Annotated in this window: 19 protein-coding genes and 1 tRNA gene; 10 read left to right on the forward strand and 10 right to left on the reverse strand. The window is 70.0% G+C overall.

What is annotated here, in order from left to right; genetic code table 11:
• Positions 1–136: 136 nt before the first annotated feature.
• Positions 137–571 (forward strand): pyridoxamine 5'-phosphate oxidase family protein, encoded by a 435-nt coding sequence (locus tag ACFXMF_RS30525; protein ID WP_360308419.1) that lies wholly within the window; start codon positions 137–139, stop codon positions 569–571.
• 22 nt (positions 572–593) lie between these two features.
• Here ACFXMF_RS30525 and ACFXMF_RS30530 read toward each other — a convergent pair whose 3' ends face one another.
• From ACFXMF_RS30530 to ACFXMF_RS30560, 7 genes are all read right to left on the reverse strand, one after another.
• The gene (locus ACFXMF_RS30530) at positions 594–911 is read right to left on the reverse strand and encodes a hypothetical protein (protein ID WP_379989344.1); all 318 of its coding nucleotides are present in this window, start codon (positions 909–911) and stop codon (positions 594–596) included.
• A 52-nt stretch (positions 912–963) separates the two neighbouring features.
• Positions 964–1,815, reverse strand: coding sequence for a helix-turn-helix domain-containing protein (locus tag ACFXMF_RS30535; RefSeq protein ID WP_379989343.1), 852 nt, complete (start codon positions 1,813–1,815; stop codon positions 964–966).
• A gap of 149 nt (positions 1,816–1,964) precedes the next feature.
• On the reverse strand, positions 1,965–2,735 hold the full coding sequence (locus ACFXMF_RS30540; RefSeq protein WP_379989342.1) for a DUF4232 domain-containing protein: 771 nt from the start codon (positions 2,733–2,735) through the stop codon (positions 1,965–1,967).
• A 490-nt stretch (positions 2,736–3,225) separates the two neighbouring features.
• On the reverse strand, positions 3,226–3,669 hold the full coding sequence (locus ACFXMF_RS30545; protein WP_360308430.1) for a GNAT family N-acetyltransferase: 444 nt from the start codon (positions 3,667–3,669) through the stop codon (positions 3,226–3,228).
• Positions 3,670–3,837: 168 nt separating this feature from the next.
• The gene (locus tag ACFXMF_RS30550; protein WP_379989341.1) at positions 3,838–4,815 is read right to left on the reverse strand and encodes a hypothetical protein; all 978 of its coding nucleotides are present in this window, start codon (positions 4,813–4,815) and stop codon (positions 3,838–3,840) included.
• Between the two features lie 125 nt (positions 4,816–4,940).
• On the reverse strand, positions 4,941–5,402 hold the full coding sequence (locus ACFXMF_RS30555; RefSeq protein ID WP_379989339.1) for a hypothetical protein: 462 nt from the start codon (positions 5,400–5,402) through the stop codon (positions 4,941–4,943).
• 346 nt (positions 5,403–5,748) lie between these two features.
• Entirely contained in the window at positions 5,749–8,019 is a 2,271-nt protein-coding gene (locus ACFXMF_RS30560; RefSeq protein WP_379989337.1) for an MMPL family transporter, read from the reverse strand.
• Between the two features lie 175 nt (positions 8,020–8,194).
• Here ACFXMF_RS30560 and ACFXMF_RS30565 point away from each other — a divergent pair, with 175 nt between their 5' ends.
• Both ACFXMF_RS30565 and ACFXMF_RS30570 read left to right on the forward strand, forming a co-directional pair.
• On the forward strand, positions 8,195–9,367 hold the full coding sequence (locus tag ACFXMF_RS30565) for a sensor histidine kinase (RefSeq protein ID WP_360308442.1): 1,173 nt from the start codon (positions 8,195–8,197) through the stop codon (positions 9,365–9,367).
• Entirely contained in the window at positions 9,342–10,004 is a 663-nt protein-coding gene (locus tag ACFXMF_RS30570) for a response regulator transcription factor (RefSeq protein WP_360308445.1), read from the forward strand. Before ACFXMF_RS30565 ends, ACFXMF_RS30570 begins: the two co-directional genes overlap by 26 nt.
• Before the next feature lie 208 nt (positions 10,005–10,212).
• Here the strand turns inward: ACFXMF_RS30570 and ACFXMF_RS30575 are convergent, their stop codons facing one another.
• Complete coding sequence (locus ACFXMF_RS30575; protein ID WP_360308448.1) at positions 10,213–10,395, reverse strand: hypothetical protein; 183 nt, start codon at positions 10,393–10,395, stop codon at positions 10,213–10,215.
• A gap of 288 nt (positions 10,396–10,683) precedes the next feature.
• On the opposite strand from ACFXMF_RS30575, the gene eno reads away from it, so the two are divergent.
• From eno to ACFXMF_RS30600, 5 genes are all read left to right on the forward strand, one after another.
• Complete coding sequence (gene eno / locus ACFXMF_RS30580) at positions 10,684–11,964, forward strand: phosphopyruvate hydratase (protein WP_360308451.1); 1,281 nt, start codon at positions 10,684–10,686, stop codon at positions 11,962–11,964.
• A 56-nt stretch (positions 11,965–12,020) separates the two neighbouring features.
• Complete coding sequence (locus ACFXMF_RS30585) at positions 12,021–12,638, forward strand: septum formation initiator family protein (RefSeq protein WP_379989336.1); 618 nt, start codon at positions 12,021–12,023, stop codon at positions 12,636–12,638.
• A 93-nt stretch (positions 12,639–12,731) separates the two neighbouring features.
• A complete protein-coding gene (locus ACFXMF_RS30590) occupies positions 12,732–13,274 on the forward strand; it encodes a DUF501 domain-containing protein (RefSeq protein WP_379989335.1) in 543 nt (180 codons plus the stop codon).
• On the forward strand, positions 13,271–14,206 hold the full coding sequence (locus ACFXMF_RS30595) for a Ppx/GppA phosphatase family protein (RefSeq protein WP_360308460.1): 936 nt from the start codon (positions 13,271–13,273) through the stop codon (positions 14,204–14,206). The genes ACFXMF_RS30590 and ACFXMF_RS30595 overlap by 4 nt, the downstream gene beginning before the upstream one ends.
• A gap of 410 nt (positions 14,207–14,616) precedes the next feature.
• Positions 14,617–15,966 (forward strand): NAD(P)/FAD-dependent oxidoreductase, encoded by a 1,350-nt coding sequence (locus ACFXMF_RS30600; RefSeq protein ID WP_360308463.1) that lies wholly within the window; start codon positions 14,617–14,619, stop codon positions 15,964–15,966.
• Positions 15,967–16,093: 127 nt separating this feature from the next.
• Here ACFXMF_RS30600 and ACFXMF_RS30605 read toward each other — a convergent pair whose 3' ends face one another.
• Positions 16,094–16,870: an ABC transporter ATP-binding protein gene (locus ACFXMF_RS30605; RefSeq protein ID WP_360308466.1), complete on the reverse strand. Its 777-nt coding sequence runs from the start codon at positions 16,868–16,870 to the stop codon at positions 16,094–16,096.
• A 308-nt stretch (positions 16,871–17,178) separates the two neighbouring features.
• Here ACFXMF_RS30605 and ACFXMF_RS30610 point away from each other — a divergent pair.
• Positions 17,179–17,263, forward strand: a tRNA-Leu gene (locus ACFXMF_RS30610).
• Between the two features lie 721 nt (positions 17,264–17,984).
• On the opposite strand, the gene ACFXMF_RS30615 is transcribed toward ACFXMF_RS30610, so the two are convergent.
• A complete protein-coding gene (locus ACFXMF_RS30615; protein ID WP_380020867.1) occupies positions 17,985–18,530 on the reverse strand; it encodes an RICIN domain-containing protein in 546 nt (181 codons plus the stop codon).
• A gap of 514 nt (positions 18,531–19,044) precedes the next feature.
• Here ACFXMF_RS30615 and ACFXMF_RS30620 point away from each other — a divergent pair.
• Positions 19,045–19,899 carry a Bax inhibitor-1/YccA family protein gene (locus ACFXMF_RS30620; RefSeq protein ID WP_360308469.1) on the forward strand — a complete coding sequence of 285 codons (855 nt, stop codon included), beginning with the start codon at positions 19,045–19,047 and terminating at the stop codon, positions 19,897–19,899.
• The last annotated feature ends 131 nt before the right edge of the window (positions 19,900–20,030 follow it).

Here is a 20,030-nt window from a genome sequence, read left to right on the forward strand (position 1 = left end):
GAACGACTTCCGGATGTATTCGTACAACCGCCGGATGGTTTCCTGCCATCCGGTGGGCGGTAATCGCGTGACCGGTGGGGCGACGGGCGCAGTACGGTGGCCATGAGGCCCCTGTGCTGCGAAAGGCGGATCCTCCATGATCGACCCCGAACTGAGGACGGCTCTGGACGCGATGCTCGGCGATCCGGAGCACTGGGTGCACGTGGGCACGGTGACCCCGACAGGGGAGCCGCACGTGACACCCGTGATGCTCGCGTACGACGACGAGTACCTCTACCTCAGCCTCACCGGCCGCACCAAGAAGGCGAACCTGGAGCACGACCCGCGCGTGTGCCTGTCGATGGCGCGGGACGGCGACATCGCGCACGTCATCGTGTGGGGCGAGGTGACCATGCGCGAGGACGAGTGGGCGCAGGAGCGCTGGGAATTCGCGATGCGACACATCCTGGGCGAGGCGGGTCTGGCGCAACAGCGCCGCCCGCTGTCGCGGGAGGGCACCAGCCTGGGCGTGGTCACGCCGAAGCGATGGCGGGTCTTCGGTCTCGGATTGGGCCCGGGGCCCGGTTCGTGACGGGCCGGCTTCGGCCGGGGGATCAGCCGCGCAGGGCCTCGTCGTCCTCGCGGTGGATCTCCGCCTGCGCGAACAACACCGAGGCCACGTAGCAGGGCAACGCGATCAACGCGGCGACGAGCACGACGTCCTCCGCCCTCAGCAGGCTCGTGGCCACTCCGAGCAGTGCGAGGACCAGTGGCAACAGCCTTCGCCAGATCACCAGTTCATGCATCCGAGCGACCCGCCCGGCCTGCACGAGCACGCCACCACCAACCACGGCCACGAAACCGATCGCGAGCAACTCCACAGCAGTAAAACGGCCTTCCGCCAACCACGCCGACAGGGAAGCCTCCAGCAAACCAGAACTCCCGCGCGTGTGCCCGCCGATCCCGATCAAGGGCTGTCCGCGATCACTGGGCCACTCGGGTTTGTGCGCACAACTCCCGTACTGCCGCCGCCGAGGCGGAGCCGGGCTCGGCGGCGTAGACGACGAGCAGCTTCTCCGGTGTGTCGAACGGTTGCAGCGTCTCGTAGTTCAGCATCAGCGGTCCCGCCGTGGGGTGCAGGATGCAACAGGAGCCGTGCGCGCGTTCGAGAACGTCCTGTGCCGACCAGAGTCGGCGGAAGTCCGCACTGATCGAGAGCAGTTCCCGAATGTGCGCGGCGAGCGCCGGATCGTGCGGGCGATTGCCGACCTGGGTGCGCAGAAATCCCACCACCTCCCGGGCCTTGGCCTCCCAGTCCGCGTACAACAACCGCGAGCGTGGGTCGCCGAAGACCAGCCGGCCGATCAGGCGACGAGGAGCGGGGATCTCGGCGAAATCGAGGAACACCTCGACCGCCGGACGATTCCAGGCCAGCAACAGGCCGTTGCGACCGACCAGGTAGGCGGGCGTGTCGGCGAGGGAGTCCAGGATCGACTGCACACTCGGCCGTACTCCGGTGCCCGCGTCCGCATCGACCTTCGCATCCGCACCGCGTGCGGCGCCGGACCGGGCGAGGGCGAACAGATAGCGGCGCTCGCCCGACGTCAACCGCAGCGCGCTCGCGACCGCCTGCAGGACGGTGTCCGACACCCGCGAAGCCTGGCCGCGTTCCAGCCGGATGTAGTGGTCGAGGCTGACGGCCGCGAGCGCGGCCACCTCCTCGCGTCGCAGGCCCGCCACCCGGCGAGGGCCCTGCTCGGCCAGTCCCACATCCTCGGGACGCAGGCGGGCCCGACGGGACACGAGGAAGTCGCGTAACGCGGCGCTGGGATCCACGCCGTCAGTATTCACACTGGGCGAACACCCGGTAAGAGAGCGAAAGTTGTCCCGCTCATTCACTTTCGGAGGGTCCGTTCCCGCTGCGCCGGGCGCGGGCGAGGAACGACCGTCCTCGCCTGTACCGGTGCGCGGGAGGGTGAGCCGGGTCAGCCGCCCTGGCCGGCGCTGCCCATGGGGCCGACGGTGACGGGGGAGCCGGAACCGTCGGTGACGGGGAGGGTGGCGGCGCCGGGCCAGGGGATGTCGGCGGCCTTGGTCTCGCCGGGCGGGGTGACGAGCAGGCCGGTGATGCGGACGCCGGAGCCGCCGGAGTCGTTGTCGGGGTAGTGGATGCCGAACGAGATGGACGTACTGCGCTTGAGGACGATCGGGAAGACCGGCTCGTTGGTGCGCTTGGCCGACAGCGGGCCCTGGCTGGTCTTGAGGTCGATACCGGCGAATCCGAGCATCGAGCAGTCGCCGGCGAGGTTGTTGAGGGTGACCACGACGGTGCGGTCGCCGTCGCCGTCGATGGTGGCGTCGTCCGCGAGGAAGCTCAGGTCGTCGGTACGGCACTTGGCGGGACCGCCGCTGTTGCCGGAACCGGAACCGGAACCGGAACCGGAACCGGAACCGGATCCCGACCCCGACCCGGAACCGGTCCTGGTGGACTTGTTCGGTGTGACGGAGGTGGTGCTCCCGGCGGAGTCCTTGGTGGAGGTCGTGCTCCCGGTGGAGCCGCCCCCGCCGGCCTGGCCGCCGGTGGTGGCCGCGGCGGGTGGGGCCACGGGGTTTCCGGCGGCGGGTGCGCCCTGTGCGGCGGGGGTGTTGCCCTGTGCGGCGTTGCCCGAGTCGGTGCCCTGGCATGCCGTCATCATCATCGCGCCGCCGACGACGGCGGCGGAGAGGAGGAAGGCCCTGCTGCGGTTCCCGAACATGAACGACCCCTTGGTATGTGGTGATTGAAGCCCGGAGCCGGTTGGGCTCCGCGGTGCTTGCTCGATCACTATGGCGAGGTCGCGGACCGGGAAGATATGGGAGTCGTCGTACCACGACGGCGCTGTCACAGGCCGGTGACATGGTCACCAAAGGGAACGACGAAGGCCGGCGCGCCCCCGTTCCACGCTGCGGCAACAGCACGTTTGCCCTGGTGACACCCCTCGCGGCCGTGGCCGGCGGACGGTGTTACAACAGTCCCTCGTGCGGATTCGGCCATGTCGGGGGACATGCATGGCGAACTCGGGTCCCCACGGGCGGGGTTGCATCGGGCCGAGGCCGAGTTCCCGGTGGTGTGCCGGGGAACCACCCGCCCGAGAGCGGTGGTTCGAGGGCCGCCCGGCCCACGCCGGTGACCCACGACCACGCGTAACAGCGCGGCCGGGTCGACATCCGACACGAAGACGACCGTCCCTTCGTTCCCACCTGGCGTCAGGACGGGCGCGCGAGGTACGCCGTCTTGGAGTCGGGCGAGAAGCCGCACGCTCGGTAGAACGCGTGAGTGGCGGGCTCGCGCGAACCCGTCAGCAACATCGCCTTGTAGCAGCCCGCGTCCCACGCGGCTCGGAGCGTGCCGGCCACGACCTGCCTGCCCAGACCCGAGCCCCGCAGGGTCTCTTCGACGACGACGTTCTCGACGACCGCGTACGGCGACGCGGATCGGGTGAGGTTCGGGATCACGTTCAGGTACGTCGTGGCGACGACGAGCCCATCGGCTTCGAGTACGTGGATGTGCAGGCCGGGCGAGTCCAGAATCTGCGCGAAGGCCGCCGCGTCGGACCCGTCCCGCAGAACCGGGTCCTCCGGGTGCAGTTGCCGGTAGAGACGCAGGACGGCTTCGAAGTCCCCGGACACGGCCTCGCGGAAGAGAATCATGGCCGCACGCTACGCGGCGACCGCCCGGCGGGAGACGATCAAGGACCCACCGGGCGCCTCACCGGACCCGGGCGGTGTTCGTGCTCGTGGTCGACGAGACCGGTGACGCGGAACGGTTGTACAAGTTTCGTGGGTGGCATCTCGGCTCCCGGGGCGCGGAGAGGGGGATCAAAAGTGTGGGGTCGGTGCGCCGTAGCGTGGTTTGCAGGTGGTGCACGGGATGGGGCGGCCCTCCCGATCCTCGCCGCGCCAGCCGTGTTTGCAGCCGCAGGCGGGGGACGGGGGCTCGGGCTGCGGGTCGCCGCTCACGGATCGGCGGAACGTCTCGCGCATCACGGTGTGTATTTCGATCGCCTCGTCGAGGCGGTAGAGGAGCACGGCCAACGGTGAGCGGATTCCGGGGCCGGTGAGGGGTCCTCGGGTGCGGATGGTGTCGGCGAGGTCGTGGATCAGGATGTCTCGGTTGGTGCGTCGGGCGAGTTTGAGGGCGACGCGGTGCAGGCCGGGCATCAGGAATTCGTGCGACTCGGGCGGGAGTTGTTCGACCAGGACCTTCGCCGCTCGAAACGACGCGTTGTCCGGCGGGCTCGCGCGGGAGGGAGTGGGGGGAGACCCCGTTCCTTCCCTGATAGAGGTAACCACAGGGAGCGGCTCATCCGGATGAACCGTTGAGGCGCTGTGGTGAGCGGTCGAGCGCCTGCGGGTCGTGTTCGGCGAAGGGCTCAACGGCTCATCCCGGTGAGCGGTTGAGTCGACGCTCAACGGTTCATCCGGATGAGCCGTCGAGGGCAGCAGCAGGGCGTACTCGCTGAACGACGAGCTGCCGTCCCCGAGTCGATGGCCGCGGTGGACCTGGAGCAGGAGCCCACGCTGCCGCAACGTGTCGAGTGCGCGACGAACGGTGGAGAGGTGGAAGCCACCGTCGGCGGCGAGTATGGCGTGCGTGACGCGGATACCGGTGCCGTCGGACTTCGCGTGGGATGCGAGCAACAGTGCGAACAGCAGCAGCGTTCGCTCGATCCCCGGATCACCCCGCACGACCTCCTGCCACCTGGCGCGACGCGCATATGGGGGAATCGTGGCGGGATCGGTGGTCGGGGAAGAGAAGTTCAGGCATGCTTGGGCTTGAGGATGCGCCGGTACCACGGCGTTGCCTTTCTGTCGGTTCGCTGCCTTACAGCGAGTTGACCGGCGGCGATCACCTTCTGAGGGGTGATCGCCGCTTTCCGTAGTCGAACCGTAACGGCCGTTTAATCGCCGATGCCCAACTTTCACCCGATCGAGCGACCAACCGTTTTTTGACGCCCCGTCACCGGTATTCCGGCGGATACGTCCCCCGAGCGGACGCTCTTCGACGAATCACCCTGGCAGCGCGCTGAGTTCGAGCCTCGACCCATCGCAAGGTCAGCGGGGCCGGGCGAGTCGAACGCCGCAGGCGCCCCGAAGGCGATCCGATCCGGAGCCTCGGCCACCGACACCCAGGCCCGGTACAACAGCGCGACCCGAGGCGGCACTTCGCGGATGTCGTGCATCGCGCCGAGTGCGATGGCCGAGGCGGCGGCACCACTCGTGAGCGCACCGACGTCCCGGGTTCGCACACAAGTGCTGCGGGCCGTCGCGCCGCCGGGGGCGAAGAACCGGGCCGCGGCGCCCCGTTCCGCCGTCTTGTACTGCCGGGCCGCCATCTCCGGCGTGATCGCGATGTTCTCGCCGAGGTTGACCGGGGCGGCCATCGCCCGACCGGACTTCGGCACGATCGCGCCGGCCGGCTACGGCGAGGATTGGGGCGCGTATCGAGTCGTGATCCATGTGCGGAATGTGCCTTCGTGGCACGGTCCGATCGACGGTCTTACGTGACGCGAGTGCAACCGACCGATCCGGATCGGGAGTTCATCGAGTCGTACCTGCCGATCGGCGATTACGGCCCGTATCCCGAGCGACTGCGGCAGCAGTTCGAGGGCGTGATCCGGCGGTGATCCGGGTCAAAGACCTCGTCAGGACCGCCCGATGATCACGACTCGATGTGCCCCCCGGGCGCCGCGCCGAGGTGCCGGACGCCAAGGGTGGGCAGGAGTCGAGTCAACGGTCGACCAGCCGTGGCCGCAGGGCCGCACCCGTGGATTCCGCGGCGGTGTCGTCGGTGCCGACCGGGCCGCGCGGAAGCATCCGGTCCAGCCACCTCGGCAGCCACCAGTTGGCCCGGCCGAGGAGCGTCATGGTCGCCGGTACCAGCACCATGCGTACGACCGTGGCGTCGATGAAGATCGCGGTGGCCAGGCCGAGTCCGAACATTTTGATGGAGGGATCATCGGCGACGGCGAAGGACAGGAAGACCGCCACCATGATGAGGGCGGCCGAGGTGATGATCCGGGCGGTGCCCGCGACGCCCTCGACGATCGCCGTGCCGTTGTCGCCGGTGCGCAGGTACTCCTCGCGTACGCGGGAGAGGAGGAACACCTCGTAGTCCATCGACAGGCCGAACAGGATGGCGAAGAGGAACATCGGGATGAACGACACGATCGGAACCGTCGCTTCCAGCCCGATCAGTGCGCCTCCCCAGCCCCACTGGAAGACCGCGACCATGATGCCGTAGGCCGCGCCGATGCTCAGCAGGTTCAGCAGTACCGCCTTGAGCGGTACGAGTACCGAGCGGAAGACCAGCATCAGCAGCAGGAACGACATCGCCAGCACGGCGGCGACGAGCACCGGCAGCCGTTGGCTGGTGCGTTGGCCCACATCGGACAGGCTCGCGGCGGCGCCGCCGACGTGGGCCCTGGCCGGGCCGTGCCCGATCGCCGCGGGCAGTACGTCGGTGCGCAGCCGGGCGATGGTGTCGGTCGTGGCCTTGTCCTGGGGGCTGGTGGTCGGGAACACCACGAGGGTCGCGATGCCGGTGGCCCGATCGACATGCGTCGGCGCGACGTATGCGATGCCCGGATCCGCCGCGACCGTTGCGACGAGTCGGTCCAGCACTCCCGGATCACCGGCGGGGTCCGCGGCGATGACGAGGGGACCGTTGGTGCCCGGGCCGAACCCTTCGGCGACGAGGTCGTACGCGCGGCGCTCGGTACGGCTGTCGGGCAGTGAGCCGTCGTCGGGCAGGCCGACGCGCAGGCCGAGTACGGGCAGCGCCGCGGTCAGCAGCAGCCCCGCCGCGCCGACCGCGTACGGCACCGGGTGCCGGCTGACGTGCCCGATCCAGCGCCGCCACCCGGCGGCGGGGGCGGCGCCCGCCGCCGGGTCCCGCCGCCGTGCGAGTCGGCCCGGCTTCCTGGTCTGCAGAGCCCGGCTGATCCGGCCGGCCCGGGCCAGGCGTGGGCCGGCGGCGCCGAGGAAGGCCGGCAGCAGCGTCACCGACGCGACCACCATGATCAGAACGACGATCGAGACGGCGAACCCGCCGACCGTCATGAACGGCACGTTCGCGACCGCCAGGCCGAGGATCGATACGACGACGGTGCCGCCGGCGAAGACCACGGGCCTCCCCGCCGTGGCCACCGCTCGCCCCGCCGCCTCGCGGGGATCGAGCCCGCGCGCAAGGTATTCCCGGTGCCTGGCGAGCACGAACAGCGCGTAGTCGATGCCCACTCCGAGCCCGACCATGCTGCCCAGGACAGGGGCGAAGGTCGGGACGTCCGTCACCCCCGCCAGTAGCGTCATCGTGGCAACCCCGACGGTCAGCCCGAAGACCGCCATGCCGATCGGCAGCGCGGCGGCGACGAGCGAACCGAACGCCAGGAACAGGATCGCGGCCGCGGCGAGGATGCCGATCAACTCGCTTGCGCCGCCGTCGGGGTCGGAGAAGGCGTAGAAGAGGTTCCCGCCCATCTCGATGCGCAGGGGCAACTCGGCGCGCAGCCGGTCGCCGAGACCGACGAGGGCGTCGAGGTCCTCGGCCGACAGCCGGCTCTGGTCGGGGTACTGCACGCGGACGACCGCGATCCGCCCGTCGGCCGAGACAGGCCCGCCGCGCACGGCGGCGTCCCCGCCCGCGTCGAGCGCCCCCACCGGGTCGCTCGTGCCGAGCACGTGCGGCAGCCGCTCCACCTCGCTCTGCAGCCGCGTGAGAGCGCTGCGCGCGCTGCCGTGGTCGAAGAACGTCGCACCGCTGTCGAGCGGGGTGACGACCACCTGGGCGGTCATCCCCTCCTGACCGGTGCCGGCCCGATCGATCAGTTCCGCGGCCCGTTGGGAGTCCAGTCCCGGAGCGGTCATCGAGTCCGCGGTCCGCCCGCCGAAAGCGATCGCGGCGAGTACGGCAAGCGTGGCGGCGATCAGCCATGCCGCGATCACCCGCCAGGGATGGCGGGCGGCGCTTGCGCCCACGAACAAGAGGGCTTTCGAGAGCATCGGGTCCTCCAACCACCTCGCCGGCCGTCCTTGTACGGCCGCCGATGACGAGGCTCGTTGCCACGGCGCTCCGCGGCATCGGCCGGCGGGCCGCGGATCCCTCGGCCCCAGGGCGGGGTGACGTCCCGTCCTTTCGGCCGATGCGCGGCACGGCGCGATCCCTAGGCTGGGAATCGTGCTGCGAGACGACGTGAGAACCCTGTGGACCGAACCCCGGCCGCCCGACGCGCCCGCCCGGGTCTGGCGGGACTGGGCACTGCTCGCCGCGGGCCTGGGCGGTGTGCTGCTGGAGGCCACGCTGCGCGAGAACGTCGTGTGGCGGCCGGCGGCAGTGGTGCCGGCCGTCTGGCTGTGCGTGCTGCTCCTGTGGCGCCGGACCCGCCCGCTGACGACGGTCGTGCTCGCGTTCGGCTCGACGATCCTGCTCCAGGTGGCCTCGCTGGTCGCCGCACTCCACGAGTTCGTCGGCCTGAACACCGGCGTGATCGTGCTCGTGCTGGTGTATGCGCTGCCCCGGTGGGGATCGGGACGGGAGATCGTGCTGGGCGGCGCGGTGATCCTCGCGACCTTCGCGACGTGTGCCGTCACGGACGAAACGCCGGCCGCCGAACAGATCGTGGGCTTCGTCTTCCTGTTCCTGCCCGGCTTGGCCGGGGCCGCCGTGCGGTTCCGGGCCACCGCTCGCGGGCGGCAGCTGGAGCAAGTACGTTCCCGCGAGCGCGAGCAGCTCGCCCGGGAACTCCACGACACGGTGGCGCACCACGTTTCGGCCATCGTGATCCGCGCCCAGGCGGGCCGGGTGCTCGCGGGTACCGACCCGTCCGCCGCCGTCGAGGCGCTGGAGGGGATCGAGGAGGAAGGGGCGCGAACCCTGGAGGAAATGCGCGCCATGGTCACCGCGCTGCGCGACCGGGGAGCGGGCGCAGAGCCGGCGCCGCCTGCCGGCGTCGCGGATCTGGAGCGGCTGCTGCGTACCCCGGGTGGTCACCTCAGGGTCGACTTGGGGCTCGACGGCGAGATGGACTCACTGCCCCCGGCCGTGGGCGCGGCCGTCTACCGCATCGTGCAGGAGTCGGTGACCAACGCCAGGCGCCATGCGGTCAACGCGACCGAGGTCGTCGTCCGGGTCACCGCGGAGCGCCACCAGGTACGCGTGAACGTGCGCGACAATGGCCAACGCACCGGCCGTGGCCACGACGGATTCGGCCTTGCCGGGCTGCGCGAGCGCGCGGCCCTGCTGGGCGGCCGGCTGCAAGCCGGCCCAGGCGCCGACGAGGGCTGGCATGTCGAAGCCGAGCTGCCACGAGGGAGGACCGAGAGCGGTGGCCATCCGCGTTCTCGTCGCTGACGACCAGGCGATCATCCGCACCGGGCTGCGGATCATGCTCAACGCGCAGCCCGGAATCGAGGCGGTCGGCGAGGCCGCCGACGGACGGCAAGCGGTAAGTATGGCCCGCGAACTGCGCCCCGACGTCTGTCTGTTCGATATCCGCATGCCCGTGCTCGACGGGCTCCAGGCCACCCGGCTGATCGCCGGCCCGGGCGTCGCCGACCCGCTGGCCGTGGTCGTCATCACCACGTTCGACCTCGACGAATACGTCTACGGCGCGCTGCGCGCCGGCGCCCGCGGGTTCCTCCTCAAGGACACGGGACCGGAGCTTCTCACGCAGGCTGTTCGGTCGGCGTCCGACGGTGAGGCGCTCATCGCGCCGAGCGTCACCGTCCGTCTGCTCCAGACTTTCGCGGACTTCCCCGCCGGCCGGCCCGCGGCCCAGCCCGTCTCTCCCGTCACCGCCCGCGAGGAGCAGGTGCTCCTCGCCGTCGCTCGCGGGCTCACCAACACCGAGATCGCCGATGCCCTGCACATCAGCCTCAGCACGGTGAAAACGCACCTGGCCGGCCTGATGGCCAAGCTCGGCGCCCGCAACCGGGTCGAGATCGCGATGTGGGCCTACGAAACGCGCCGCATCATCCCCGGAACCTGAGCCGGGTGCCGGGTCGTCTCCCATGAGTCCCCGCCCGGACATCAGTGCACCGGTCGGCTCGGGTCGCCACCACGTGCCTCACCCGCCCCAGAGCGTGACGTACCGGGAGGCCGGAACCGGGACGGTGGGACACCCGATACGACAAGACTCCGGACGGCTACCCCGCCGGTCTCCACGCTGCGCGCCTCGATGATCCGGATCGAAGACCTCACCAGGACCACCCGATGATCACGACTCGATACGCGCCCTGGTACTTCTGCGGCGCCGCCGGTTGTTCCTGCAACGGCTGCTGCTTCCGGGCGATTTCGCGCGCCACCGGCAGCGCGTCGATCGACTCGGTGCTCGCGCCGCGCGCCGGCGCGCTGTCGACCTTGAATCCGTCGTCACCCACCCGGGGTCTCCGTCGTCTCCGGCTCGCCGTTCCACCGACTCGCCCGCAACCGCACCGGAGATCTCCCGCGCCGGCGGCAAGGCATCCCGTGCGGCTCCCGCGCCTTCGCGCTCCGGCTCGGTCATGTGTGCGCCCCCGCCCCTCGACCGAGCGTCACCCCGGCGCCCGTGTTCGCCCGCGCGTCACCGATCGGTTGCCCACAGCTACCCGTTCCCGGGCGAACCGCACCGCAGGCTGCTACTAGGCTGGCCGAGCAGACCAGCGTGCCCCTTGATCAAGGAGAAACTCGTGCCGTCCATCGACGTCATCCACGCCCGGGAGATCCTGGACTCCCGAGGGAACCCCACGGTGGAGGTCGAGGTCGTCCTCGACGACGGCAGCTCGGGCCGTGCCGCCGTGCCGTCCGGCGCTTCCACCGGCGCCTTCGAGGCCGTCGAGCTGCGGGACGGCGACCCGGCCCGCTACGGCGGCAAGGGTGTGCAGAAGGCCGTGGACGCGGTCAACGAGCGCATCTACGAGGAGATCGCCGGCACCGAGGCGGACGACCAGCGGCTGATCGACCAGGCGATGATCGACCTGGACGGCACCGAGAACAAGGCCGAACTCGGCGCCAACGCGATCCTGGGCGTCTCGCTCGCCGTCGCGCACGCCGCCGCCGAATCGGTGAACCTGCCGCTGTTCCGCTACGTCGGCGGTCCGAACGCGCACGTGCTCCCGGTGCCGATGATGAACATCCTCAACGGTGGTGCGCACGCCGACACCAACGTCGACGTCCAGGAGTTCATGATCGCGCCGATCGGCGCGGAGACCTTCGCCGAGGCGGTGCGCTGGGGCACCGAGGTCTACCACTGCCTCAAGTCGGTACTCAAGGCCCGCGGCCTGGCCACCAGCATCGGCGACGAGGGCGGCTTCGCGCCGAACCTGGAGAACAACCGCGCCGCGCTGGACCTGATCGTCGAGGCGATCGAGATGGCCGGCTACACCCCGGGCAGCGACATCGCGCTCGCGATGGACGTGGCCGCGAGCGAGTTCTACACCGACGGCGCGTACGTGTTCGAGGGCGGCAAGAAGACCTCGGCCGAGATGTCGGCCTACTACGCCGAGTTGGTCGCGGCGTACCCGCTCGTGTCGATCGAGGACCCGCTGGACGAGAGCGACTGGGAGGGCTGGGTCGCGCTGACCGCGCAGCTCGGCGACAAGATCCAGCTCGTCGGCGACGACCTGTTCGTCACCAACCCGGAGCGGCTGGCGCGCGGCATCGAGGAGAAGGCGGGCAACGCCCTTCTGGTGAAGGTCAACCAGATCGGCACGCTGACCGAGACCCTGGACGCCGTGTCGCTCGCCCACCGCAACGGCTACCGGTGCATGATGAGTCACCGGTCCGGCGAGACCGAGGACACCACGATCGCGGACCTCGCGGTGGCCACGGACTGCGGCCAGATCAAGACGGGCGCCCCGGCGCGCTCGGACCGGGTGGCGAAGTACAACCAGCTGCTGCGCATCGAGGAGATCCTCGACGACGCGGCGGAGTACGCCGGCCGCGGCGCGTTCCCGCGCTTCGACGGCTGACACCGGGTCGAGCGGAACACCGCCGACGCCGCATCGAGTGAACGGCGGGAGGACGCGTGAGCGAGCAGCGCGAGGACGGCCGCAGGACGACCGCTCCGACCAGGGCCGCGCGCGCGTCCCGAGCCGTCGCACCGCCGCGTCAGGCACGCGGTGACCGTTCGGCGGCACCGGCCACACCGAGGGTCGTCGCCGCGGTCGGGTCCCTCAAGGACTCGGCCGCGGCGGCGAGCCTGGGTCGGCTGCGCCGGCGCGGCGGCGGCAAGTGGATCGTGCTCACCCTGGTGGTGCTGAGCCTGGCCGTCGCGCTGGTGTACCCGCTGCGGCAATACCTGGACCAGCGCGCCGAGGTGCACGACCTGCGCGAGAGCACCCGCAAGCAGCAGGCCGAGACCGAACGCATGCGGTCCGATCTGGAGCGCTGGAACGACCCGGCGTTCGTGCGTCAACAGGCGCGCGAGCGGCTGCACTACGTCTACCCGGGCGATACCGCCTACCTGGTGGTGCCGCAGCCGGGCGAGCCGGGCAACCCGGCGCCGCCCACGCCCGCCCGGGCCGGTTCGCCGCCCTGGTACCGGGGCCTGTGGGACTCCACCCGCGACGCGGACCGGGCCGGTATGCCGACCGCGAGCGCGGCGCCCTCGCCCACGCCGACGCCCGCCGCCTCGATCGGATAGCGGACTCGTCCACCACGTCCGGGCGGGACCGGGACGGCACCCGGATCGAACGTCGGTCCGAATCACTCAGCGAAACAGGAAATACTCGCCTTCATGGATCAGCACGACATCGACGCCGTCAAGGCGCAGCTCGGCCGTACCCCGCGTGGTCTGCGCGGCGTCGCACACCGGTGCCCGTGCGGGTTGCCCGACGTCGTGGAGACCGCTCCGCGCCTGGAGGACGGCTCGCCCTTCCCGACGCTGTACTACCTGACCTGCCCGCGCGCGGCCTCCGCGATCGGCACCCTGGAGGCCAACAACGTCATGCGCGAGATGAGCGCGCGCCTGGCCGAGGACGAGGACCTCGCGGCCCGCTACGCCGCCGCGCACGAGGACTACCTGGCCCGACGGGACGCGATCGAGGTACTGGAGGGCTTCCCGTCGGCCGGCGGCATGCCGGATCGGGTCAAGTGCCTGCACGTGCTGGCCGGCCACGCGCTGGCCGCCGGGCGGGGCGTCAACCCGCTCGGCGACGAGACGTTGGACGCGTTGCCCGACTGGTGGGCCAAGGGCCCGTGCGTGTGCGTGGACCAACCGGACCAGGCCGCCGAGGCCGACGACGCCGACGACGCAGCCCCGAAGGACGAGACCCGATGACCCGACGCGTCGCCGCGATCGACTGCGGCACCAACTCCATCCGCCTGCTCGTCGCCGACCTGGACCCGGCCGCCGGGACATTGGTCGACCTGGACCGCCGGATGCGGATCGTCCGACTCGGCCAGGGCGTCGACAAGACCGGCCGACTGGCCCCCGAGGCGCTGGAGCGCACCTTCGCCGCCTGCCGCGAGTACGCCAAGGTGATCGGCGAACTGGGCGCCGAGCGGCTGCGTTTCGTGGCCACCAGCGCCAGCCGTGACGCGGAGAACCGGGAGGTGTTCCGATCCGGGGTGCGCGAGATCCTGGGTGTCGAGCCCGAGGTGATCTCCGGCGACGAGGAGGCCGCACTGTCCTTCGCCGGAGCCACCCGGGAACTCGCCGGGTCCGACTCCGTCGAGAAGCCGTACCTGGTGGTCGACCTCGGCGGCGGGTCCACCGAGTTCGTACTGGGCGACGATCGGCCCGAGGCGGCCCGATCGGTGGACATCGGCTGCGTCAGGATGACCGAGCGGCACCTGCGCTCGGACCCGCCGACGCCGGAGCAGATCGCCGCCGCGATCGCCGACATCGAGGCCGCGATCGCCCGGGCCGCGGAGGTGGTCCCGATGGATCGTGCCCGCACCCTGGTCGGCCTGGCGGGCTCGGTGACCACGGTCGCCGGCATGGCGCTGGAATTGCCCGAATACGACTCGACCGCCATCCACCACGCGCGGCCGACCCTCGATCAGGTCCGCGAAGTGACCGCCCGCCTGCTGGCGAGCACGCACGCCGAACGCACGAACATCCCGGTGCTGCACCCGGGGCGGGTGGACGTGATCGGCGCGGGTGCGCTGGTGTTGCGCACGATCATGGAACGCACCGGCCTGACCGAGGTCGTGGTCAGCGAGCACGACATTCTGGACGGCATCGCCTGGGGCCTGGCCGAGGGCTGATCGGGCCGACGGAGGCCGGCCGGACGACCGGGAACCATGTCCAACGTTCGGACACCCGGAAAAGTTTGTGAATCCCTTCACATGGCCGCGGAGGCAAAACTTGGCCATGTGAGCCGCTTTTCCTCCCGATGGGCCGGCCGTTCGGCGCCGGCGCCTTCGAACGTGGTGGTCGCCCCCGGTTCGAGGTGGAGATCACATTGCGCCGTCCCCGGGGTCCTCGGGCAGGATCGACGCAGGTCATCGGGACCGGGTCGGTGGACAAGCCGGCCGAATAGGGTCGAGTGAATCCCCCTCGACGGCACACCGTGCACAAATGCACAAGCAAAAGGACGAAGGGTACCAGACGGCCCCTTCGGTACTTCGCGCGGCCTCGAAGCACCGGCGAGTTCGATCGGTGGATACTTCCAAACATGAGCAACACGGATCGCCCTCGCATCCTTATCGTCGGCGGCGGCTACGTTGGTCTGTACGCCGCGCAGCGCATTCTCAAGAAGATGCGCTACGGCGAAGCGACCGTCACGGTCGTCGACCCGCGGTCGTACATGACCTACCAGCCCTTCCTCCCGGAAGCGGCCGCCGGCAGCATCTCACCGCGCCATGTCGTGGTGCCGCTGCGCCGTGTCCTGCCCAAGGCCGAGATCGTCAACGGCCGGGTCACCTCCGTCGACCACGACCGCAAGGTGGCGCTCGTCGAGCCGCTCGCGGGCGATTCCTACGAGCTCGGCTTCGACTACATCGTCATCGCGCTCGGCTCGATATCGCGGACCTTCCCGATTCCCGGCCTGGCCGAGAACGGCATCGGTCTCAAGACCATCGAAGAAGCCATCGCACTGCGCAACCACGTGCTCGGGCAGCTCGACCTGGCCGACTCCACCACCGACGAGGAGATCCGCCGCAAGGCGCTGACCTTCTGCTTCGTCGGCGGCGGCTTCGCGGGTATCGAGGCGCTGGCCGAGGTCGAGGACATGGCGCGCGACGCGGTGCGCTACTACAAGAACCTCAAGCGCGAGGACATGCGCTTCGTGATGGTGGAGGCGGCCAACCGCATCCTCCCCGAGGTCGGTCCGGAACTCGGCGCCTGGACGCTGGAGCGCCTCAAGGCCCGGGACATCGAGTTCCACCTGGAGACGTCGCTCAAGTCCTGCGTCGACAAGCACTGCGTGCTCTCGAACGACGTCGAGTTCGACGCCTCCACGATCCTGTGGACGGCGGGCGTCAAGCCGAACCCGGTGTTGTCGGAGTACGGTCTGCCGCTCGGCCCGCGTGGGCACGTCGACACGCGCACCACCCTTCAGGTGGTCGGCATGGACAACGTGTTCGCCGCCGGCGACAACGCGCAGGTGCCGGACCTCGCCGCGGGCGAGGGTGCCTGGTGCCCGCCGAACGCGCAGCACGCGGTGCGGCAGGCGCGGGTCCTGGGCGACAACGTCGTCTCGGTGATGCGTGGGTTCCCGCCGAGCGACTACAAGCACAAGAACCTCGGTGCGGTTGCCGGTCTGGGCCTGCACAAGGGTGTCGCGGTGATGTTCGGCAAGTTCAAGCTCAAGGGGCTGCCGGCCTGGTTGTTCCACCGCACGTACCACGGGGCGATGGTGCCCACCTTCAACCGGAAGACCCGGGTGTTCGCCGACTGGACGTTGTCGGCGTTCTTCCGGCGGGAGATCGTCTCGCTCGGGGCGATGGAGCACCCGCGGGACGAGTTCGCCGAGGCGGCGCTGCCGGCGCCTCGGGCGGCGGTCGAGCCCGCGGCCAAGGCGTAGTTCGCGCTCGGGCCCGGTACGCACTCGCGCGTTCGCGCACGGGTGCGTGCCGGGCCCTTTGCGTTCGTCCCGCGGACGGGGCGTCGGCCCGGGGCGGTCGTCGTCGAACGCCGAACGGCCCTCGGGGTCAGGCGATTCGGGCGGCTTCGAAGCGTTTCATGCGTTCGAGGACGAGGTCCGACGTGGGGGCGAGCATTTCGTCGACGATTCGGCCGTCGGCGAGGAAGAGCACTCGGTCCGCGTAGGACGCCGCGTTGGGGTCGTGCGTGACCATGACGATCGTCTGGCCGCTGTCGCGCACCGAGGCGCGCAGGAAGCCGAGCACCTCGGCGCCCGAGCGCGAGTCCAGGTTGCCGGTCGGTTCGTCGGCGAAGATGATCTCCGGCTTGCTCGCCAACGCCCGGGCACACGCCACGCGTTGTTGCTGACCACCGGACAACTCGCTGGGACGATGCTTGAGCCGATCCCGTAGGCCGACCGTGTCGATCACGTTGTCCAGCCACGCCGGATCCGGCCGCACGCCCGCGATGTCCATCGGCAGCGTGATGTTCTCCAGCGCGGTCAGCGTCGGCAGCAGGTTGAACGACTGGAAGACGAAGCCGACCTTCTCTCTGCGCAGCAGCGTCAACTGCTTGTCGCTCAGCGAGGACAACTCCGCGTCCCCCAACCGGACCGAGCCCGCCGAGATCGAGTCCAGGCCGGCCATGCAGTGCATCAACGTGGACTTGCCGGACCCGGAGGGGCCCATGATCGCGGTGTACTCGGCCCGCCGGAAGCCGACCGAGACGCCGTCGAGCGCGATCACCTGCGTCTCACCCGTGCCGTAGACCTTGGTCAGGTCGGTGGCGACGGCGACGAGCGCGCCGTTCGTCCCGACGCCCGCGTTGGGTTCGGTGGCGGTCAAGGGGGCCTCTTTCGTCGCGATCGGATTCGATGCGGCGAGGATCCGGACCCGGGCGACCACGATCACCGGGAGACGATCGGCCCGAGCGGACTCTCGACCCGGTGGTCCTACCCGGGGTTCGCCGGACGAATGCGGGATTTCCCCTGCTCAGCCGCCCCAAAACACTCATTCGGCACCATCCGCACTGCATGCGGACAGGTTGCCTCCGGTCGCTCTCCGCAATCGAACAGGCCGGCGGAAGAGCTCTCGGAGGCCCGGAAAACTCGGGGGTCAACTCGGTGCGCCGGTGCCGCTACGCTCAGCATCGCCCCCGGATGGTGGAACGCAGACACGAGGAGCTTAAACCTCCTTGGCCGCAAGGTCGTGCGGGTTCGAGTCCCGCTCCGGGGACCACATGGTCAGGGCTCTGACCTGCAAGGACGCTCGTTTCAAGATCGTTTCCGTCGACAATGTTGCGGGCTTGTCGGCGGCCACGCGATTCAAGATCATTCCCAGTCACCCCCTGTGCATCGTTCGGAACCGCGTTCCGGAGGAGTCCAGGGCTGCGACTCTCGATAGAAATCTCGATCGGTTCCATCGCGAAAACAATCGCTGACGCATCAGCGGGCTCACCCATGGACACGCTGGGTGTCCGACCCTCGGTCTGCGGGGGTGTGCGAGGTCGCCGACGCGGGTCGCTCCGGGGTGGTGCCAAGCGAACGGAGCGCGGCTCGGGCCGGGTCGGCGCCCTCCGGGGCGGCGACGGCCGCACCGGCGCAACCCGGTCCGCCGACCGACGATCTCCACGCACTTCCGCCCGCCGTTCCGGGGCGAGGCAGCCACGTTCGAGGCGGTCTCGCGCACCGACGCGACGGCATCGGCGGCAAGCCCGGCTCGGCCGTCGCCGCGACGGCGCTCGGGCCCGAGGTCGGACGCTCCGGGCGGCACGCACTTCCCCACTACGGCGGCGGCCACTCCCGGCCGCTACGACTCGCGGCGCCGGTCGGCGACCTCGGCCGGGTCCCGTCGGATCGCCGAGGCCACGACGTCCTTCTCCTCGACCGTCCGACCCGCGAGCAGTCGGGCCACGGTCGCGCGGAGCAATCACCGGCTCCGCGAGATGAGACGACCCCGGTTATCCGGCCCGGACGTTGATGGACCAGCGCTGGTCGGCGCCGCCGTGACAGCCCCATTGTCCGGCCGCGTCACCGTCACCGGTTCCCCACGAGAGTATTTCAAGACATCTGCCGGAGTGCCCATTCCTTATCTTCCGGCCGGCGTTTCCCGATAACACGTCCTGCCAATGTTGTGTCTCCGATCCATTGCACGTCCACTGGTTCGCGGGCGTCCCGTCGTCTGTACGATCGTCGCGAATCTCCAAGCACAACCCGGAATTCCCGTTGGCGATTTCGTAGCCGGTGGAGGCGCGTCGTGCCCACCGGTTCTGCGTGGTCGAAGGGTTGCAGTCCCACTGGTTCGCGGGTGCTCCGTCGTCGATACGATCGCCGCGAATCTCCAGGCATCGATATGAGAATCTGCTCTGAATCGTGTGCCGCTTCCCGTCGGTGAGGCCGTACGGGATGCTTTGCGAGGACGGGGGTGGATCCGCCGCGGCGGGGTGGTCATGGTCACGGCCGGGACGAGGATGCCCAGCGCGCCGATCAGGGCTCGCAGGATCGATGGCTTCATGAAACTCATTTGGTTTCGCGCCGGATCATTTATCAGGTATTAATGCTGCGGTAGGGCGATTTCGGCCAAGCGCGGTCGAGGGTGTGGCCGTCGGCGGTGACGAGGCGGAACGGGTGGGCGAATGTGGGTGTCGGGCCTCGGCCGTGACCGGATCCCGGGGTCGATCGACACGATGACCATGGCGCCGCGGGCGGCCCTGTCACGTGGCTCGCTGGTGAGGTCGTCGTGTCTTGGGGCGGTGGGGCCCGGTGGTCCGGGGCGCGGGCCGGATGACCTTGCGGGCTCGCCCGACAGCCCTCGCGCGCGCGGGTAGCGGGGGACCGTCGGGCGGACGGCGGTCGGCCTCTCGATGGATTCCAGCCGACTTTTCATGACCGGACAGTGACCACGGGCACAAAACGCGTGTCCGGACACGTTGTACGGGAAGTATGGAAGCCCCAAGCGCTTTACTTGGGGATTACTCTCTTAAGCCAGGACCCCCACCCCGGGGGCATGGAGGAGATGACATGAGGAGCAGCAACCCGGTGCTCACGCGGCGGGGGGCGTTCGAGACCGGCCGGCAGGAGCAGGCCGGTTACGGAGCGCCGCAGCCCGGGCCGCAGGGCGCCCCGTACGGCGGGCCGCAGCAGCCGCCGATGCAGCCGATGACCCCCGAGCAGCTTCAGGAGATGTACCGGGCGCAGTCCGCCGGTCCGCTCCAGACCGGCCGGATGACGATCGACGACGTGGTCGCGCGTACCGCGATGACGCTGTTGACGGTCGTCGTCACCGGCGCACTGTCGTGGGCCTTCCTGCCGTTCGAGAACTTCGGCTGGGCGGTCGGTGCCGCGCTCGCGGCATTCGTCGTCGCGATGATCGTGACCTTCAAGCGTGAGGTCAGCCCCGCCCTGGTGCTGACCTATGCCGCGCTCGAAGGTGTGTTCCTCGGCGCGATCAGCCACGCGTTCGAGCAGCAGTACAGCGGCATCGTGGTGCAGGCGGTGCTCGGTACGGCTGCCGTCTTCGTCGGCGTACTGGTGGCGTACAAGTCCGGCTGGATCAAGGTGACGAACCGCTACGCGCGGATCGGCATGGCGATCGCGATCGGCTTCGTGCTCCTCACTTTCGTCAACCTGCTCGCGATCCTGATCGCCGGTGGCGACGGTCTCGGCTTGCGCAGCGGGCCGCTCGGCATCGTGATGGGCATCCTCGGCATCCTCATCGGCGCCTTCTTCCTCTCGCTCGACTTCAACGAGATCGAGCAACTGGCCGCCCAGGGTGTGCCGCAGCAGGAGTCGTGGCGGGCCGCGTTCGGTCTGACCGTGACCCTGGTGTGGATCTACATGGAGGTCCTGCGCCTGCTGTCGATCCTGCGGGACTGACACAGCGCCGCATGACGGCCTGAAACGCGAAGTGGCGGTGCCCCGGCGAAGGGGGCCCCCCCCATTTGTTTGGGGGGCGCCCCCCGGCGGAGGGGGGGGTTTGACGAAAATGTGGGGAGATCGGCGGGGTC

Origin of the sequence: Embleya sp. NPDC059213 (genome assembly GCF_042754445.1) — a bacterium.
Classification (GTDB): domain Bacteria; phylum Actinomycetota; class Actinomycetes; order Streptomycetales; family Streptomycetaceae; genus Embleya.

Bases quoted from the DNA above. Each gene is read 5' to 3' on its own strand.
- ACFXMF_RS30545 (WP_360308430.1), bottom strand. From the start codon at position 3,669: ATGATTCTCTTCCGCGAGGCCGTGTCCGGGGACTTCGAAGCCGTCCTG.
- ACFXMF_RS30525 (WP_360308419.1), top strand. From the start codon at position 137: ATGATCGACCCCGAACTGAGGACGGCTCTGGACGCGATGCTCGGCGAT.
- ACFXMF_RS30590 (WP_379989335.1), top strand. From the start codon at position 12,732: ATGGATCAGCACGACATCGACGCCGTCAAGGCGCAGCTCGGCCGTACC.
- ACFXMF_RS30560 (WP_379989337.1), bottom strand. From the start codon at position 8,019: ATGCTCTCGAAAGCCCTCTTGTTCGTGGGCGCAAGCGCCGCCCGCCAT.
- ACFXMF_RS30620 (WP_360308469.1), top strand. From the start codon at position 19,045: ATGAGGAGCAGCAACCCGGTGCTCACGCGGCGGGGGGCGTTCGAGACC.
- ACFXMF_RS30600 (WP_360308463.1), top strand. From the start codon at position 14,617: ATGAGCAACACGGATCGCCCTCGCATCCTTATCGTCGGCGGCGGCTAC.
- ACFXMF_RS30595 (WP_360308460.1), top strand. From the start codon at position 13,271: ATGACCCGACGCGTCGCCGCGATCGACTGCGGCACCAACTCCATCCGC.
- ACFXMF_RS30555 (WP_379989339.1), bottom strand. From the start codon at position 5,402: ATGGCCGCCCCGGTCAACCTCGGCGAGAACATCGCGATCACGCCGGAG.
- ACFXMF_RS30540 (WP_379989342.1), bottom strand. From the start codon at position 2,735: ATGTTCGGGAACCGCAGCAGGGCCTTCCTCCTCTCCGCCGCCGTCGTC.